This window comes from Sphingomonas sp. SDUR79 (assembly GCF_056821745.1).
This window is the reverse complement of sequence record NZ_JBPDIN010000001.1, coordinates 227,256-244,079: the sequence shown is the minus strand read 5'-3', so window position 1 is coordinate 244,079 and position 16,824 is coordinate 227,256. Positions and strand designations below refer to the sequence as shown.

The following is a 16,824-nucleotide window of genomic DNA, read 5'->3' as shown; positions in this document are numbered from 1 at the left end:
GCGACGAGGCGGCGCGATCGGGGAGCTGGACTGCGCCGCCTCAGCTCGTCACCGCGCCTATTCGCGCGTGTAGGCTTGGCCGGTGCCCAGAAATTTCCGGGTGCGTTCCCGCCCTTCTGCCTCGGCCTGTGCACGACGCGCGGCTTCGGTTGCTTCGGCGCGGTATTGCGCCGCCATCATCTTCTGGATCTGGAACTGCTGCTTGGCGGTGAGTGCCAGTAGCTGGTTCGTGGCTTGTTGGGCTTGCAAGCCGCCCTCAGCGCCCTGGCTCTTCGCAACGATCTCGCTCAGCGTCCCGGCATCAGCCTGCACGTTGGTGACGATCTGGGATTGCACGCCCATCGCCTGCCGGAAGCCCGACATTGCGGCATCGAGCCGCGCTTTGGCGGCGACCACCTGTTTGTTGGTGGTCAGTGCCTGATTGAAGTCCTTGGGAAACAACTGGCTGAACTGCTGGTCCAGGCCATCGACCCTGAAATCGATCCCTTGCGCCTGCCCCATCAACCGGTCGATCGCAGCCAAGTTCTGGTTGAGCTGCTGGAGTTGCGGAAAGTCGATCCGGCTGAGGTTCTTCGCCTGATTGATTAGCATCGTCGCTTCGTTCTGGAGCGACTGGATCTGATTGTTGATCTGGGTGAGCGTGCGCGCCGCAGTGAGCAGGTTCTGGCTGTAGTTGGTCGGGTCGAATACGCTGATTTGCGCGCGTGCCGGGGTGCTCGCACTGGCGAGCCCCATAGCCAGCGAACCGGCGGTTCCGATGCTGAGCGCGGACGCGATCAGGACTTTGCGGGTGACAATACGCATTACACTTCTCCTTCTTCGGTGGGCGCGAAATTCGGGAAATCGGCGAGGAGGTCGGCGGCCCAGTCGAGACCAGCTTGCTCAAGGAAGCGGGCCGCGAAATTCTCGGGGCCATGCTCCGCCAGCAGCGCGTCGATGCGCGCCTGGGTTGCCGGATCGGACGCACCGCACAGCGCGAGCGCGATTGGCCCGAGGCCGAGCTCGAACAGCCGATTGCCGCGCGCCGATTGAAGGTAATATTGCCGCTTCGGCGTTGCGCGGCTTACCAGCTCGATTTGCCGGTCATTGAGTCCGAAACGCTCATAGGCGGCCCGCGATTGCGGCTCGATCGCGCGGTCGTTGGGCAGCAAAATGCGCTGCGGGCAGCTCTCTATGATCGCCGGCGCGATGCTGCTGTCGGCGATATCGGCGAGGCTCTGCGTTGCGAACAGCACCGCGACATTCTTCTTGCGCAGGGTCTTCAGCCATTCGCGAATGCGCGCGGCAAAGATTGGATGATCGAGAAAAATCCAGGCCTCGTCGAGAACGAGTAGCGTTGGCCGACCGTCGAAGCGCTCTTCGAGGCGGTGGAAGAGATAGGTCAGAACCGGGGCGACCACCCCGGCCTGTCCCATCAGCGCCTCGGTTTCGAAGCACTGGATGTCCGCGAAGGCGAGATGCTGTTCAGCCGCGTCCAGGAGACGCCCATAGGGGCCGTCGAGCGTATAGGCGGTCAGCGCGATGCGTAACGCATTGGACTGGAGTAGCATGGCCAGTCCGGTCAGCGTCCGCTCCTGAGGTGGTGCCGATGCGAGGCTGCAAAGTGCGGACCACACAGCGTCCTTGACCTCGGGGGTGACGATGACCTTTTCGTGGGCCAGCAGCGCCGCGATCCATTCTGCCGCCCAGCTCCGTTCGCTGGGATCATCAACGCGGCGAAGCGGCTGGAACGCGAAAGTGTCGCCGCTATCCGCGCCGAGACCCAACGCATGATGCGCGCCGCCCATCGCCAGCACCGCCGCGCGTGCCGAATAGCCCTTGTCGAAGATATAGAGTTGCGAGCCGGCATAGCGCCGGAACTGCAATGCGATCAGGGCCAGCAGCACCGACTTGCCAGCACCGGTGGGACCGACGACGAGCATGTGCCCGACATCGCCGATATGGGTCGACAAGCGAAAAGGGGTTGATCCACTGGTCTGCGCATAGAGCAGTGGCGGGCCGTCGAGATGGCGGTTGCCAGCAGGTCCTGCCCACACCGACGACAGTGGCATGAGATGGGCGAGATTGAGGGTATGGATCAGCGGCTGGCGCACGTTCGCGTAAGCCTGACCGGGCAGCGACGACAGCCACGCTTCGACCGCGTTGATGCCTTCGCGCAAGCATGTGAAGCCGAGGCCGTTGACGATCCGCTCGACCGCGCGAACCTTGTCCTCTGCGCGAGCGCGATCGGAGTCCGACACCGTGATCGTCGTAGTCAGATACCCAAAGGCAACGTGATCGCCGCCGAGCGTCTGGAGCGCAAGGTCGGCATCGACCACCTTGTTATCAGCGTCGCTGTCGAGAAGCTGGGCTGGCTGGTTGTACATCACCTCGCGCAGCAGCGCGGCGATCGACTTGCGCTTGTTGAACCATTGCCGCCGGATCTTCGTCAGCGCCTTGGTCGCATCGGTCTTGTCGAGGGCAATGAAGCGCGTGACCCAGCGGTATCCGAAATCCTGATGGTTGAGCGCATCGAGAATGCCGGGTCGACTGAGGTTCGGAAAACCGAGGATGGTGAGGGTGCGCAGATGCAGATCGCCGAGCCTGGGCTCAAGCCCGCCGGTCAGCGGTGTGTCAGCGAGCAGCGCATCGAGATAGATCGGCGTTTCCGGCACGACGACGGGGTGACGACGGCTGGAAACGGTGCCGTGGAGATACGTCAGCGTCTCCCCGTCGTTTAATGGGCGCACCTCCGGCATGAAGCTGGACAGAAGGTCGAGCACGCGATCGCTTTCGGCGATGAAGCCGGAGAGGCTGGCGTGCCAGTCGCGCCCTTTGGCGTCGTCGGGTCGCTCGACGAGTGTCCGTCCTGCCGCATCGCTACTGTCGGCATCCGGCAGCCAGACCAGCGTGCCGTGAAAGCGGCTCTCGAAATGCTGGCCTTGGGCCTCGAAACTGGCACGCCGCTCCTGATCGATCAGCCACGACGCAGGATCGGGAAAGACATTTTCGGGATAGCCCAGTGCTTCGCGCCGTTCGGCCTCGAAGAATAGCGCCCAACCCGACCCATGCCGCTTGAGGACGTTGTTGGCGCGCGCGCAGGCGGAGACGAGCTCCGCCTCGGTCGCGCTTTCGAGGTCGGGACCGCGAAACGCGAAACTGCGCTGGAAGCTGCCATCCTTGTTGAGGACGATTCCGGGTGCGACCAGCGCCGCCCAGGGCAGATGATCGGCGAGCCGGTCGGCACGGCTGCGATACTCGGCGAGGTTCAGCACGCCAGATATCCCTTCTGACGCAGGTGGCGGAGCAAAACGGCTGCGAAATCAGGATCGCGGCGCGCGGCGAAAACCGCGATGCTGTGTCCGACTGCCCATAGCGCGATCCCGACCAGCCATTGCTGGAGGCCTAGCCCGATGGCCGCTGCGACCGTACCGTTGACGATGGCGATTTCGCGCGGCGCGCCGCCAAGCAGGATTGCTTGCCCGAGGCTCGCGTGGATCGGCGCCTCGAAGCCCGCAACATGACCGGTGTCCACGGGGCTCATGCGACGAGCGCCCCGCCGCCAAAGCTGAAGAAGGACAGAAAGAAGGACGAAGCGGCGAACGCGATCGAAAGGCCGAACACGATCTGGATCAGCCGGCGAAAGCCGCCCGAGGACTCGCCGAAGGCGAGCGTCAGGCCGGTGGTGATGATGATGATCACCGCGACGATCTTGGCGACCGGTCCCTGGACAGACTCGAGAACCTGTTGGAGCGGCTGCTCCCAAGGCATGCCGGACCCGCCGGCCTGTGCTGCGCTCGCCAAGGTGAACGAAAGGCCGAGCGCCAGGCCGGTCAGGAAAAAGCGCTCGCGGTTGGGGATATGAAGCATACGCATGTCAGTCTCCTTGAAGGTCAGGGGTCAGGACGGGTGTGAGATCGACGACGGCGTAATCGCCCTGGGGGTCGAGCCCTGCGACGCGCGCGATCGTTTCGATGCGCCGCGCGGTGCCGCGTCCGGCAATGAAGACGATCATGTCGATCGCGTCGGCGACGAGGCGGCGCGGGACGGTGACGACAGCTTCCTGAATGAGCTGTTCGATCCGGTAGAGCGCGGATGCGGCGCTGTTGGCGTGGACGGTCGCGATCCCGCCGGGGTGACCGGTGTTCCAAGCCTTGAGCATGTCCAGCGCTTCGGACCCACGTACCTCGCCGACGATGATGCGGTCAGGTCGAAGGCGCAGCGTCGAGCGCACGAGATCGCCCATAGTGACGGTGCCAGCCCGGGTTCTGAGCGCGACCGTGTCCCGCGCGGGCGATTGCAGCTCGCGGGTGTCCTCAATCAGGATCACCCGTTCGTCCAAATGCGCCATCTCGGCGAGCAGCGCGTTGGCGAGCGTGGTCTTGCCCGAACTGGTTCCACCGGCGACGAGGATGTTGCGGCGATCGACGACGGAAAGCGACAAGAGGCGCGCGGCCTCCGCCGACATGATGCCGTCGGTCACATAGTCCATCAGCGTGTAGATGCGGGCCGCAGGTTTCCGGATCGAAAAGCAGGGGGCAGTCGAAACTGGCGGCAGAATTCCTTCGAACCGCTCCCCGGCCCCGGAGCCAAGCGGCGGCAGCTCAGCCGACACGATGGGCCTCTCGCCATGGACTTCGGACCGGACATGCGATGCCACCAGCCGGATGATCCGCTCGACCTGGGCGGGATCGAGCTTCACGCCGGTATCGACGCGGCCTTCGCCCAGAATGTCGATGCCCAGCGCACCGTCGGGATTGACCATGATCTCGATGACGCGCGGGTCGGCGAGCGCGGCGGCAATCGCCGATCCCATTGCGGTGCGCAGCATCGCGCGGCGGCGTTCTGCGGAGACGCTTTCAGGCTGGGCGGACATCACGATGATGCTCCGTCGGATTCGGCAGGCACGAGCGTGCGGGTGCCGCCCGCAATCTGGCGGCCAACCTGTGAGACGAACGCATCGAAGCGGTCGCGGCCGGTGGCGCGGGCCGCGGCGTCGGCTTCAGGCAAAGGTGCCGTCACCATCAACTGGTAGCGGACGAACAGCGACAGGCTTTCCAGCAGCACGTCGATGTCGCGCCGCGCGCCGGCCAGTTCGCGCGACAGCCGGTCGAGGCGAACCTTGAGGAGGTCATCGACCTCCTTGGTCCCCCGGCGCGCGAGCCAGTCCTTCAGTGCATCGTTGACGAGATGGCTCTTGTTGCCGCGCGGTCCGGCGGCGAGCACTTCCAGCGCGTCGCTGAGTTCGCGGTCGATATAAAGGTTCTGACGGATCTTCATCGCAGCCTCAGAAATCCGGTATGAGGTCGCGCTTCGCGCCCTCGTTGATCGCATGGCTCCGGACGACGGCGTTCTGCCCTTGCGCCTGGTCCATGGCGCGCTTGTCGGCGGCGACATCGTCGTCGTCGGGCACGATCTGGGGATCGCGTGTTTCGGCGGCGTCGGTTGCCTTAGAGACCTGTTCGGGAAGGCCGGGATGACGCTGCTGCTGCATGCCGCTTTCGTCCTCGCCGCCCGCAGCATCCTCTGCCTGGTGCAGCCGGGCATCGATGCCGCGCACCTGATCGGACCAGTCATTGCCGCGCGGCTTAGGGCGATCGGAATATTCACCCGATGCCAGCACCGGCGCGGGTGTCACGCGCGCGACAAAGTTGCGGTCGCGGAAGTAGCGCAGTTTACGCGCCCGGATCGGCGCGAGCCCGGACACGAGCACGAGTTCCTCGTCGGGCGATAGCTGCATGACCTCGCCGGGGGTCAGCAGCTGCCGGGCGGTTTCCTGGCGGCTGACCATGACGTGCGCGAGCCACGGCGCGAGGCGATGGCCTGCATAGTTGCGCATGGCGCGCTGCTCGGTCGCGGTGCCGAGCGCGTCGGAAATGCGTTTGGCGGTGCGTTCGTCGTTAGTCGCGAATGCAACCCGGACATGGCAATTGTCGAGGATGGCGTTGTGATCGCCATATGCCTTCTCGATCTGGTTGAGGCTCTGCGCGATCAGGAAAGCGCGAATGCCATAGCCGGCCATGAATGCGAGACTGGTCTCGAAGAAATCGAGACGGCCCAATGCCGGGAACTCGTCGAGCATCATCAGGAGCTGGTGCCGACGCGCGGATGTGCCGGGCTGGTCGAGCCGCTCGGTGAGCCGACGGCCGATCTGGTTGAGCACAAGACGGATCAGCGGCTTGGTGCGGCTGATGTCCGACGGCGGAATGACGAGATAGAGCGACAAGGGGCGTTCGGCCTCGATTAGGTCGGCGATCCGCCAGTCGCAGCGGGACGTGACCTCCGCGACGGTCGGATCACGATAAAGGCCAAGGAAGGACATGGCGGTCGAGAGCACGCCAGAACGCTCGTTCTCGCTTTTGTTGAGCAGTTCGCGTGCGGCGGACGCAATTACAGGATGGACCCTGGGGCTTTGATCGTCGCCAAGATGATTGGTGGTCATCATCCGACGCAGCGTGGCCACGAAGCTGCGCTGCGGGTCGGACAGGAAGGTCGCGACACGCGCGAGCGTCTTCTCCTGCTCGGCATAGAGGATATGGAGGATCGCACCGACCAGCAGCGAATGGCTCGTCTTTTCCCAATGGTTGCGGCGTTCCAGCGCACCCTCGGGATCAACCAGGATATCTGCGATGTTCTGGACGTCGCGCACTTCGTCGATACCGCGCCGAACTTCGAGCAGCGGATTGTAATGCGCCGACGCGACATCGGTGGGGTTGAACAGCAGGCAGTGCGAGAAGCGTGCGCGCCAGCCAGCGGTCAGCGTCCAATTCTCACCCTTGATGTCGTGGACGACGGTCGAACCGGTCCAGGACAGCAAGGTGGGGACGACGAGGCCAACACCCTTACCCGATCGCGTGGGCGCAAACGCCATGATATGCTCCGGGCCGTCATGGCGCAGATAGCGGCCACCGAGCGTGCCGAGCATGACTCCCGCGTCGCAATGCAGCCCAGCGCGTTCGATCTCGCGGCGGCTGGCCCAGCGCGCCGAGCCATAGGTGGTGACATTGCTCGATTGGCGCGCGCGCCATATCGATCCAAAAATCGCCGCCGCGCAGCCGATAAAGCCGCTGGTGCCGGCAAGCATGCCCGCCTTGTCGAAGACGATCGGGGCATAGGCATCATAATGATACCACCAGCCGAATAACGCCCAGGGACGGTAAATTGGCACGGACCCGAGTTGGAACCACGGCCGCCCCAGTTCGGACTGATAAGCGAGCATCGCCGCCGCCCACTGCGTCGCGGCCCACACGCCCGCGATGACGATCGCGAAGACGACAAGGATCTGGCCGATGAGCAATTTGGTCGGTGTCACGTCGAGGCTCCCGCCCGCCGGACAGGATCGGCTCGGGCGGATTCAGACTCGGTCACGGACGCCCAAAACGGAACGGAGCTGATGGGCGCAGATGGGCTTGTCTTGGTGCGTTTCGGTCAGATGCCGGAGCCGGAAGCTATCCGGCAGCTATCGCTCGGCAGTTAGAGACCGGCGTCTATCCGGAGCGTTTCGATACGTTCGCGCGAGACCATTTCGACGATATCGCGAAGGGTGCGGACCGATTGGGACAAGACATTGAGGTCGTCATTGGTGATCTCGAAGCTCGCCGAGTAGCGAGCCTCGACATAGGCGCGCTTGAGCAATTCGAAGCGCCGGCGGTCAATCCGGGTGGCGCGCGGCCATGCGTCGATCAGCCGTGTCTCGCTGTCCTCGGCCAGCGACCGCAGGAATTTGATGTTGTGCGAGCGGGGGAAGTACAGGGTTCGGACAAGCAGGAAGCAGATATAGGCGCGCTCCGTCGCCTGATGCAGCGAGAACACGGCCTCCTTGCGCCATCCGAGATCGTCAGCGCCCTTAAGCGCCTGCTCGTGTGCCGTCGTCAACGCTCTATCTGTGCTGGGCAGCCATTCGGAAAGGTACTTGCTCGCCATCTCATACGCATCAGCCATCGTTAGCGGTTGCGGTGTGGCAAACGCACTGCCAGGCCGTTCGTATAGGACGATGCCGTCGCGGACGATATCGACCCAAAAATACTCGCCCCGGCTCAGCGCTTGGTTCACCTCATCCAGCGTGTGGACGATGATGTTCACTGGCCGGGCGATTTCGGCGTCGCGCAGTATCTTATCCTCGGCGACATACCAGTAGTCGGCAATGTCAGTGAGATCAGGATGACTGACGATGATCAGCAGGTCATAGTCGGACTGGTAGCCATTCTGGGGTTCATCGACCCAATCCTCTCGGGCATAACTGCCGAACAACACGACCTTGAGGATGCTCCCGTTTCTCTTCCAGGGCTGAGTTGCGCGCGCCGTCGCTTGGGCGAACTCGCCCATCAGCAATTGCTTCACTCGGTCCAGCTCGCCTTGCTGGACCAAGGGCAGATGATCCACGCCGTGCCTCACGGTCACGATTCTCGCGGCGAACCGCCTTGGCAGCAACATAATTCGTCCATTGCCTCTTCCAAAGCCCAACGGCTTACGGAGCGGGCCGATCGGAGCATGGAGGAAAGCCACGAGTTATGCACATTTGCCTTTGCACTTCCGCCAATTCGCGCTGCAACTAGCTTGCCGGGAACACAGAGAGAACATGGTTGACGGCGCCTAGCGCACCAATTACATGGGGCTGGCCCCACCTCAGGCCGTTGTGAGCCCCATGCATTATACGATTGGCCAATTGCGTGACACCGTCGGCCTCTCGCTAGAAACCTATCGGCACTGGAAACGCGCGTTGCCGTCCTATGCTGGGCGCACTGGACGAGCGCCATGCTTCACAATTGGTGATCTGGTCGCGGCGAGCATCATCCGGCGACTGACCGAAACGGCTGGCATTCGAGTAAGCGCGCTGAAGGATATTGTCCCGGACATCATCACTATCTGCGATGCGTCCCCTTGGAGCGTCATGGAAGGCGGTGTCTTCGCAATCGACCTGCTGCAACGCAAATGCCGCATTGTCCGGGATCCATCGCCGTGGAAAGCTGGCGAGCTGACGATCTTCTGTCCGCTCGATCCGCTGCTCGCGGAGCTGCGTGGTGCCCTGCTTCGCGAGCAGGGCGAGAGCGATCAAAGTCAATTGATGTTCCCGCCACTTGTACTGACGCGCGCTGCAGCCACCGGATGAGCGACCCGATGACCCTCGCGCTTAGCCCGGAATGGAAGGAGCGGCTTGGCCTCGCCAACCGGCAGGCGCCGGAACTCTACGACGTGTCAGCGTCTGTTGTTGATGCGCCGCACGCCTCGGCGATCCGGGTGGCGCTGGATGACCTTCAGGTGTCGGCGGTGTTTTGCGTCCAGACGGTGCCAACGATCGCTATTCTGGTCACCGATAATTACGACCGCAAGGCGATCGTCGATCTCCATGGTGCATTGTGGAACCAAGGGCTGATCAGTCTGCTCCTAGTCATCAGTGGTGAGGTCATGCGGGCGTTCTCGCTCGCCCGAACGCCGCTGAAAGATGCCGACGAGGCGTTCGAGAATCGTTGCTTGGTCGACACGTTGACGCTGACGGCCGATGCCCTGCGGTTTCGAAATATTGTCGATGGCGCCGAATCGGGTCGGTTGTGGTCCGAGCACGCGGAATACTTCAAGCCGAAGGAACGCATCGACCAGGTTCTGCTCGACAATCTCAAGGTCTCGCACACGCTGCTTCGCAAGGAGGGTCTCGATCCCGACCCCGCTCAGGCGCTTCTGATCCAGGCGATGTTCATCGCTTATCTCGAAGACCGCGACATCATTTCGACCGAATATTTCCGCACGGTATCCTCAGGAGCCGCGAATAGCTTCCTTGAAATGCTAGGACAGCGGGACGTGTCGCTTCTTCAGGCTCTGTTCGCGACGCTCAAGGCCGACTTCAACGGCGATATTTTTGTCGCGCCCTGCTCGTTCGAGCCGCAGGTACAAGCGCCGGAGATCAGGGGCAGCCATCTTGATATCCTCGCCTCGTTCCGCCTGGGTCGCGAAGAGATGGCGCACGGGCAGCATAGGTTCTGGGGCTATGATTTCCGATACATCCCCGTCGAACTCGTCAGTGCGGTTTATGATCGCTTTCTAGGGGAAAAAGAAGCGGAGCGTCGGGCGACCGGCGCCTTTTATACCCCCATGTTCCTGGCCGATACCGTCGTATCGCAGGTCTGGGACATGCTAAGCCCAGCAGTGCGCGACAAAGGCCGCTTTCTCGATCCGGCATGCGGGTCGGGTGTTTTTCTGGTCCGGTCCTTCCAGCGGCTGTGCGAACACTGGCGAAGCCGTTCGAACGATGGCGAGATCGCCTGGGACCAGCTCCTCGGGATACTGCGCCGTGTCCATGGCTGGGATATCAATGGCAGCGCGGTGCGCGTGGCGGTGTTCTCTCTCTACGTCGCATTGCTCGAGGAAGTATCGCCCCGCGACATCCGACGGCTGATCAGCCGAGGGAAGGTCTTGCCGGAGCTGTGGGGCCACAGCCTCATCTGTCGGGACTTTTTCGCGGTGCCCGAAGCCGAGGAGGGCTTCGATCTCATCATCGGCAATCCGCCTTGGACGAGCCGGCGAGGACCCGACCGGTCGTCGGTTCGGTGGAGTAAGGCGGCAGCGCTCCCGATGCCCGGCAAGGAGGACGCCTGGGCCTTCACCTGGAAGGCCGGTCGGCATCTCGCCGCAGGCGGCGTCGTCGCTTTTCTTCTTCCGTCGATGGGCTTCCTGCATAACCATTCGGCAAAGACGGTGGCCGCGCGAAACCAATTTATGCGCGCGTGCCGCATCCGGCGGATCATCAACTTCGCCGACCTGCGCTTCCAGCTCTTCGAACATGCCCATCGTCCCGCAGCACTTGTCATTTATGGTGCCGGCTCAGTGGACCATTTTCCCTACACGTTTGATTATTGGGCGCCGAAAGCCGATCTGAACCTGCGGATCAAACGGGTGATCACGCTCAGCAGCGCCGACAAGATGGCGATGTCCGTGGAGGCCGTTCTAGATAACCCGTTAGCATTCAAGCAACGCCTCTGGATGCGGGAACCGGACGCCAAACTGTTCGGCTATCTCGCCCGGCTGTCAAAAATCGGCGACCTTGTCGCTGACTTTGGGTCGTTCAGCCGGCGGCGGCAGGACCCGACTGGGCACTGGGTCATTGGGCAAGGCTACCAGCCATTCACGACCGATGACGATGAAGATGATGAAACTGCGGGCTACGCCGGCGCCGAGGAGGACGAAACGGGGAGCAAACCGGTCAAGCCTCAGGTTAGCCAGTATGTCGGCACATACCCCGACCTCCCGATCGGTGCTTTTCGCAGACTGGCACAAGCCGATGATGGCCTGCACCCTGCTATCAGCAACCTTGTGCGCAGAAGGGGTTTCGAGCCGGGCTTTGCTGGGGTTCGCATCCTTGTCCCGCGCGGGGTCGAAACCTCCCAAACCAGGTTGCGCGCCGCCTATTGTCAAAGTCCGTTGACGTTCCAAGACATTCTGCAGGCGATCATCGTTCCGTCCGGCGAGGAGCGGCGGGCAAAATTGCTCACGGCTATCCTGAACAGCCGACTTTCCGTCTGGTACGCATTCCATGGCACGGCATCGTTCGGATCGGACCGGCCGGAAGTGAAGCAGGCCGAACTGCGACGCCTGCCCTTCCCGCAACTCGCGGAGCTGCCGGATCCCGATCGAGCGGCCCGCGCCTCGGACGCGCTGGTCGCGGTGATCGACGCGGCGATGGATGCCTCGCGCCAACCTTTCACGCTCGGTGGCGGAGACGATGCGTATCTCGGCGCGATCGACCGCTTAACATATGATTATTTCTGCCTTTCGGACGACGAGATCGTTCTGATCGACGATGCGGTCGAAACAATCATTCCCGCGATCCAGCCGCACGAAGGTGCAAGTCCGGGTCTTTGGAAGCCGCCGCTCGAAGATCAGCGGCGGGCATATGCCGAAACCTTGGCCGAGAGTCTGCGGGGATGGCTCCTTGATGGCGGATCGGTAGGCACGAAGTTGGTCGCCAGGAGCGTCGATCTCGCAATATTGCGGATCACGCTCGAGCATGAGAGCAGCTATTCCGAGGATGACAGCGCTTCTCTGAACGATGTGCTGGATTATCTGTCGGAGCACATCAATCAGCCGCTGGACGGTAATTTCCAGTTGATCCCCGATCTCCGGGTCTTCGTCGGCGACAGTCTCTATCTGATCAAGCCGATGCAAATGCGGTTCTGGCTTCGGGCTGCCGCACTTGCCGACGCGGATTCGATCGCGATGGATCTTCAGGACGCGATCACCATCCAAAGACGGACTGCCGGCGCCTGATGCTGCTGGGCGACACTGAGAAATGGGCAGCGCGTTTTGCCTCGCTCGATGATCGCATTCTCGACCGTATTGCGGCGGTATGGCCCACGCTCCTCGATCTTCTGCCCGGACAACCCGACGAAGACACGATCACAATCAATCTCGTCTCTTTGCTGGGCAAGGATCCTGTGGTTCGTCGGCTTTGTCACTGGATAGAATTTCAGTTCGAACCGACCGGCACCCATCCAACAGGCGCCCAATACAGCAAAGGTCAGATCGACCTCGCTGTCATTCTCGACTGGGATCGCACGCGCTACCTCGCCTACGAATGCAAACGCCTAAATGTGATCTACAGCGGTGGCAGACAATCACTGGCCGGCCCTTACGTCACCGACGGAATGATGCGCTTCATCACCGAGCAATATGCCGAAGGGTTGGAGGTCGGTTGCATGCTCGGTTATGTGTTGGACGGCGATCTCGGTTTCTCAATGGAGCGATTGGCAAATGCGATCGCGTCTCACGCTGCGCTAAATATTCTAGGTGGTCCGGTTCCTATGGTCCCGGTGCATCGAATCAACCGGTTCAGTACGACCCATAGCCGCGCCGGAACGAAGAACATCGAAGTGCGTCACGCTTTGCTTTCGCACGCGCTTGATCCTTTTGGTTGATCGTACATACGCGCCAGCACGGCTGCCCGACTGGTTTGAAAACTGGCACCGCGGATTCTCGTCAGGTACCTGCGAGAACTCCAAGAGCTCACCGAGCTTGACACAACCACGCCGATGTCGAGTTTTGCTGATCGCTGCATAAGTTCGGCTCAATCGCCATCAAGTGCGTAGCCAAGAAATTCGTCGTGCTCCCGACGCTCGACATCCCAGCGTTTAGCGCCATCCGGGCGCTGGCGACAGTGACACGCGGTTAGCCAAAGCCTTTGTTTAGCGCGGGAAATCCCGACAAAATAGGCAGCGCGCTCCGCCGATGATTCACCCCAGAAAGTCTCTTTCTCGACCCCGAGAATGACGACTGTATCAAACTCCAGACCCTTACTCTTATGCACCGACATGATGCGAACCGCGCTGTCGCCAGAGAAGGACGCCAAGGCCGTCGCCGGCTCCGCGTCGCCTTGCAGCAACAGATGCGCGCGTTCGAGTGCCTGTTCTATAAGTTGGTCGAGGCGGCCACCATGCGCGTAGTCAGGCGAAAGCGCGATGAGATTGTCGCGCCCGACTACGCCTACCAGCGCCGTGGCAACGGCTTGCAGGTCGTTGATATGGCCTAGATTGATCTCACCCGACGCGATCTGCCGCCTAGTTTCTGTAACGAAGCGATCCCAGCGTGAGCGCAGTTGATATTCGCGCTCCTCGTCATAGCCATGGTTGAACACCACGATATCCAGTAATCGGCGATAGGCGGCGGGCTGCCGCGAACCGCTGGCGACTAGGAGAAAGTCGATGAGCAGGCAGGCGACCGGCTCCGACGCCAGATCCTGTTCCTTGTCTTCCTCACGAAACGGGATTTCGGCGGCCTCGAATGCGACCGTAAGGCGCTGGCAATAGAGGTTCTGCTGCTTGCTGACGAGAATCGCGATTTCAGAGGGTCGGACGCCATTGTCGATCAGGTCGCGGATTTGCCCCGTCAGGCTGGCAGCTTCTTCGCCATCATCGTCGAAACGAAGAACAGCGATCTCGCCCTCTTCGCCGAGGATATCCGCATCGTCGAGCGCGGCGGGCGGATCCATCACTTTGACCATCGCATTCTGCATGCGGCGTAGCCGCGGTGCGGATCGGAAATTCTGGTAGAGGTTGCGCGGTAGCGCATCGAACTCATCGGCAAAGGTCTGGAAGATACCCTCAAGCGCGCCGGCCCAGCCCATGATGCTTTGCTTGGTATCGCCCACCGCTGTCAGAATCGCCGAGGTGCCCCCGAAGCAAGCGAGAATCAGGCGATATTGCTCGGCCGTGCAGTCTTGGAATTCATCGAGAAAGATATGGGTGTAGGTCTGACGCACTGCGTTGCGCGCAATGAGGCTGGCTTCGATGATCGTATGGGCGAGCGGCACCATGTCGGCGAAGGTGATGGACTGGCGCTGCACCCGACGTGTACCGATCGAATAGTCCGGGCCCAGGGCATCCCGTCCGGTGAGCACGGGGCGAAAGCGATCGATGATCCGCTTCGCAAATGCATGAAAGGTGTGGCTGTCGAAGCGCGCCGCCAGTTCGGGTCCACAGCGTTTGCGGACGCGCGCCTTTAAGTTCTGGCTGGCATCGGTCTTGAAGGAGATGGCGAGGATCCGCCGCGGATAGCGGCAAGTGCCGGTCCGAAGCAGGAAGTCCGCACGTTGCGCAAGCATTTCGGTCTTGCCGGCACCCGGACCTGCGGTCAGCGCCAGATTGCGTGCGATCTCCGTAGCGGCAGCCATCGCATTCGGCTCGAGCGTCAAGCCGTCGGCAGGAGACCATCGCTCGGCCGAGATCATTCTGGCAGGCCTTCCAGTGCGGTTTCAACATAGTCGATCAGCGCTGTCATAACTGCTGGCATGTCGGCCGCTAGTTCTGCATCATCGAGCGCCGCCATCGCCCGAATGTGCCAAGCCGGCTTGCTGCCGATCTTGAACCTGCGGTGATAAGCATCGAACAGCTCCAGCTGCTCGTCGGAGTACTGGCCATCAACTGTGTCGTGCTTCTTGCTAAGAACAGCCTTGAGCGTGCTTTCGTCCGGTTCCTCGCGCTCGTCGTCGTCAATCTTGTACACTTCCCCAAACGCTTCGATCATCATGAAGTCGAGATCAAGCGGAGAAGAGAAGAAGATTCCCCGATCTGCGAAATACTCGATCCAGTCATCGTCATCGTCCAGCAATCCCAGATCGCTGTCCCAGGCCGGAATGCCCGCGATATCGTCGTCGTCGATGCCGGCGTTTTCGATATCGCCGTATTTGAGGCGTTGCTTCGCGGCATATTTGATCCGGCCCCAGCCCCCTTGATAGCGAGCAAGGTCAAGGTCGAGCAGTGTCGCGTGCGGAATGCCGAGCGCGTGCAGCAAACGCCAGAAATGATTGACGTGCCGACCGCCCAGGGGAACGATCGAAATCGACGCGTCATCGGTAAGAATCCCGCGCGCGCCGAGCAGCCGCGGCAGAACGACCTCCTCGCTGTCGCCTTCACCCAGGATCACGAACCGCGAGAAATACAGCTCCGGAAAGGCTTGTACGCCTTCGCGCACATATTTGGCGGCGTCCGCATTTTGAGGAAGCACGACACGCGTAACGACCGTGCGGCGGTTGCCGTCGAGCCGCAGATAACGAATGGTCTCGGGCGCAACCCGCCGCAGAAGCGACGGCGCGTGCGTTGCCACGAGCGCTTGGGTATTCTGACCTTTGGCGAATTCGGAAACGGCACGCACGATGCGTCCCAGATAATGTGGCGACAGGCTGTTCTCCGGCTCTTCGACCGCAATCAGAGTGAAGATTGCGGGCCGCAGCTTATCGATATCGAACGCGCACAGCTCGCCTGCTAGCACCTTGTCGCTGATCTCGCGCATGGCGAGTACCAGCGAGATGTAGAGCAGCGACTGCTGACCGTCGCTCAACCGCGAAAAATCAACGAGAGGTTCACCGTGTCCGGGCGTGAACGTCAGGCTCAAATGGCGAAGCAGCGTATCGATCTCGCTCTGCTCGAAGGAAACCCCGGGGTCGGCGAAGAACTGGCCCTTGTGCAGTTGGCTCCAGATCGTGGTCAGGGATTCGCCAATGCTTTTGATGGCGGCGTTGCCGGTCAGCGCTGCGGTGATCTGCGCGGTGAGATCGCCGATTGCCGCACGTTCACCGCTCCAGTCCGCCGCCCGCAATGCCCGGCCCAACAGCGCATTGGACGAGTAGGAGATATGATCGGAAGGATCGCGCCGAGCGGGCAGATAGTGCACCTGAATGGCATTGCGATCTTGCTTGGATGCGCGGCTTTCCTCGGTCGGCACCCCTGCATCGTCGGTTTTGGTCACATAGGTGAAGGTTTCCTCAATATCGCCATCCTGATCGAGCGTTGCAGCCAGACGGAAACGGACGCGCACAGCCTCATCATCGTCCACCATCAGCATGTGCGCGAAATTGCCCGGCACGGCGGGCATGGCGTCTTCGTCGTCCAGTTCGAGTTCGGGAAAGTCGAAATCGGCTTCGATCCAGAGCCTGCGCTCTTCCGGCGCGGCATCGGGTGCTTCATCGGTTGCAATGTGAAAATCCGAATGCCTGATCTTGCGCAGCGCAGGATCGAGACTGAACATTCTTGCCAGCGCCTGCAGGATCGCAGTTTTGCCGGTGCCGTTAGGTCCGAGGATGAACGTGGTGTCGTCCAACCCGATCTCAGTAGCGACATTTCCAAAGCACCTGAAGTTACAGATGCGCAAATGCGCGAGCTTCATCGGTCCATCCCCCGGAGATTGGCAGTCTTAGCACTGACTCATACTGCGCTGTGCGATCAATTATTTACGGCAATAACCTTGCGCGGACGTTCTGGGAACGGTCGCTTTTCGGAGTCAGCTTCTACAAGCTAACGCCCAGGGTCGGGTATCTCTGCGAGCGCTTGGAGCGACCGAATCGGTCGTTCGCCACTTTGCTCA

General features: G+C 61.7%; 13 protein-coding genes. 3 read left to right on the top strand and 10 right to left on the bottom strand.

Translation table 11 applies throughout. From position 1 onward, the window contains the following. Positions 1-57: 57 nt before the first annotated feature. The 8 genes from trbJ to ACRYLO_RS01045 form a co-directional block, all read right to left on the bottom strand. Positions 58-804 carry a P-type conjugative transfer protein TrbJ gene (gene trbJ / locus ACRYLO_RS01080; protein ID WP_224921331.1) on the bottom strand — a complete coding sequence of 249 codons (747 nt, stop codon included), beginning with the start codon at positions 802-804 and terminating at the stop codon, positions 58-60. Further along, on the bottom strand, positions 804-3,254 hold the full coding sequence (trbE, locus tag ACRYLO_RS01075; protein WP_482658460.1) for a conjugal transfer protein TrbE: 2,451 nt from the start codon (positions 3,252-3,254) through the stop codon (positions 804-806). The genes trbJ and trbE overlap by 1 nt, the downstream gene beginning before the upstream one ends. Continuing rightward, a complete protein-coding gene (locus ACRYLO_RS01070; protein WP_482658459.1) occupies positions 3,248-3,523 on the bottom strand; it encodes a VirB3 family type IV secretion system protein in 276 nt (91 codons plus the stop codon). Before ACRYLO_RS01070 ends, trbE begins: the two co-directional genes overlap by 7 nt. Continuing rightward, positions 3,520-3,855, bottom strand: a complete 336-nt coding sequence (locus ACRYLO_RS01065) for a TrbC/VirB2 family type IV secretion system protein (protein WP_224921328.1) — start codon at positions 3,853-3,855, stop codon at positions 3,520-3,522. Before ACRYLO_RS01065 ends, ACRYLO_RS01070 begins: the two co-directional genes overlap by 4 nt. Before the next feature lies 1 nt (position 3,856). Then, positions 3,857-4,855, bottom strand: a complete 999-nt coding sequence (trbB, locus tag ACRYLO_RS01060; protein ID WP_224921327.1) for a P-type conjugative transfer ATPase TrbB — start codon at positions 4,853-4,855, stop codon at positions 3,857-3,859. Continuing rightward, positions 4,855-5,259 (bottom strand): CopG family transcriptional regulator, encoded by a 405-nt coding sequence (locus ACRYLO_RS01055; protein WP_224921326.1) that lies wholly within the window; start codon positions 5,257-5,259, stop codon positions 4,855-4,857. Before ACRYLO_RS01055 ends, trbB begins: the two co-directional genes overlap by 1 nt. 7 nt (positions 5,260-5,266) lie before the next feature. Then, a complete protein-coding gene (locus ACRYLO_RS01050) occupies positions 5,267-7,291 on the bottom strand; it encodes a conjugal transfer protein TraG (RefSeq protein WP_224921325.1) in 2,025 nt (674 codons plus the stop codon). A 161-nt stretch (positions 7,292-7,452) separates the two neighbouring features. Beyond that, on the bottom strand, positions 7,453-8,361 hold the full coding sequence (locus ACRYLO_RS01045) for a HEPN domain-containing protein (RefSeq protein WP_224921324.1): 909 nt from the start codon (positions 8,359-8,361) through the stop codon (positions 7,453-7,455). Positions 8,362-8,623: 262 nt separating this feature from the next. Here ACRYLO_RS01045 and ACRYLO_RS01040 point away from each other — a divergent pair, with 262 nt between their 5' ends. The 3 genes from ACRYLO_RS01040 to ACRYLO_RS01030 are packed head-to-tail and all read left to right on the top strand — an operon-like array spanning position 8,624 to position 12,884. Further along, positions 8,624-9,088 (top strand): hypothetical protein, encoded by a 465-nt coding sequence (locus tag ACRYLO_RS01040; RefSeq protein ID WP_224921323.1) that lies wholly within the window; start codon positions 8,624-8,626, stop codon positions 9,086-9,088. 8 nt (positions 9,089-9,096) lie between these two features. Further along, positions 9,097-12,237, top strand: a complete 3,141-nt coding sequence (locus tag ACRYLO_RS01035) for an HsdM family class I SAM-dependent methyltransferase (protein WP_482658458.1) — start codon at positions 9,097-9,099, stop codon at positions 12,235-12,237. Further along, positions 12,237-12,884, top strand: a complete 648-nt coding sequence (locus ACRYLO_RS01030; RefSeq protein ID WP_224921321.1) for a hypothetical protein — start codon at positions 12,237-12,239, stop codon at positions 12,882-12,884. Before ACRYLO_RS01035 ends, ACRYLO_RS01030 begins: the two co-directional genes overlap by 1 nt. Positions 12,885-13,033: 149 nt before the next feature. Here the strand turns inward: ACRYLO_RS01030 and ACRYLO_RS01025 are convergent, their stop codons facing one another. Beyond that, positions 13,034-14,692: a UvrD-helicase domain-containing protein gene (locus ACRYLO_RS01025; protein ID WP_482658457.1), complete on the bottom strand. Its 1,659-nt coding sequence runs from the start codon at positions 14,690-14,692 to the stop codon at positions 13,034-13,036. Then, positions 14,689-16,626, bottom strand: coding sequence for an ATP-dependent nuclease (locus ACRYLO_RS01020; protein WP_482658456.1), 1,938 nt, complete (start codon positions 16,624-16,626; stop codon positions 14,689-14,691). The genes ACRYLO_RS01025 and ACRYLO_RS01020 overlap by 4 nt, the downstream gene beginning before the upstream one ends. Positions 16,627-16,824 lie beyond the last annotated feature (198 nt).

Excerpts from the sequence above, each read along its gene's own strand:
- ACRYLO_RS01025 (WP_482658457.1), bottom strand. The coding sequence starts at position 14,692 with ATGATCTCGGCCGAGCGATGGTCTCCTGCCGACGGCTTGACGCTCGAG.
- ACRYLO_RS01065 (WP_224921328.1), bottom strand. The coding sequence starts at position 3,855 with ATGCGTATGCTTCATATCCCCAACCGCGAGCGCTTTTTCCTGACCGGC.
- trbJ (WP_224921331.1), bottom strand. The coding sequence starts at position 804 with ATGCGTATTGTCACCCGCAAAGTCCTGATCGCGTCCGCGCTCAGCATC.
- ACRYLO_RS01055 (WP_224921326.1), bottom strand. The coding sequence starts at position 5,259 with ATGAAGATCCGTCAGAACCTTTATATCGACCGCGAACTCAGCGACGCG.
- trbB (WP_224921327.1), bottom strand. The coding sequence starts at position 4,855 with ATGTCCGCCCAGCCTGAAAGCGTCTCCGCAGAACGCCGCCGCGCGATG.
- ACRYLO_RS01040 (WP_224921323.1), top strand. The coding sequence starts at position 8,624 with ATGCATTATACGATTGGCCAATTGCGTGACACCGTCGGCCTCTCGCTA.
- ACRYLO_RS01070 (WP_482658459.1), bottom strand. The coding sequence starts at position 3,523 with ATGAGCCCCGTGGACACCGGTCATGTTGCGGGCTTCGAGGCGCCGATC.
- ACRYLO_RS01020 (WP_482658456.1), bottom strand. The coding sequence starts at position 16,626 with ATGAAGCTCGCGCATTTGCGCATCTGTAACTTCAGGTGCTTTGGAAAT.
- ACRYLO_RS01030 (WP_224921321.1), top strand. The coding sequence starts at position 12,237 with ATGCTGCTGGGCGACACTGAGAAATGGGCAGCGCGTTTTGCCTCGCTC.
- ACRYLO_RS01035 (WP_482658458.1), top strand. The coding sequence starts at position 9,097 with ATGACCCTCGCGCTTAGCCCGGAATGGAAGGAGCGGCTTGGCCTCGCC.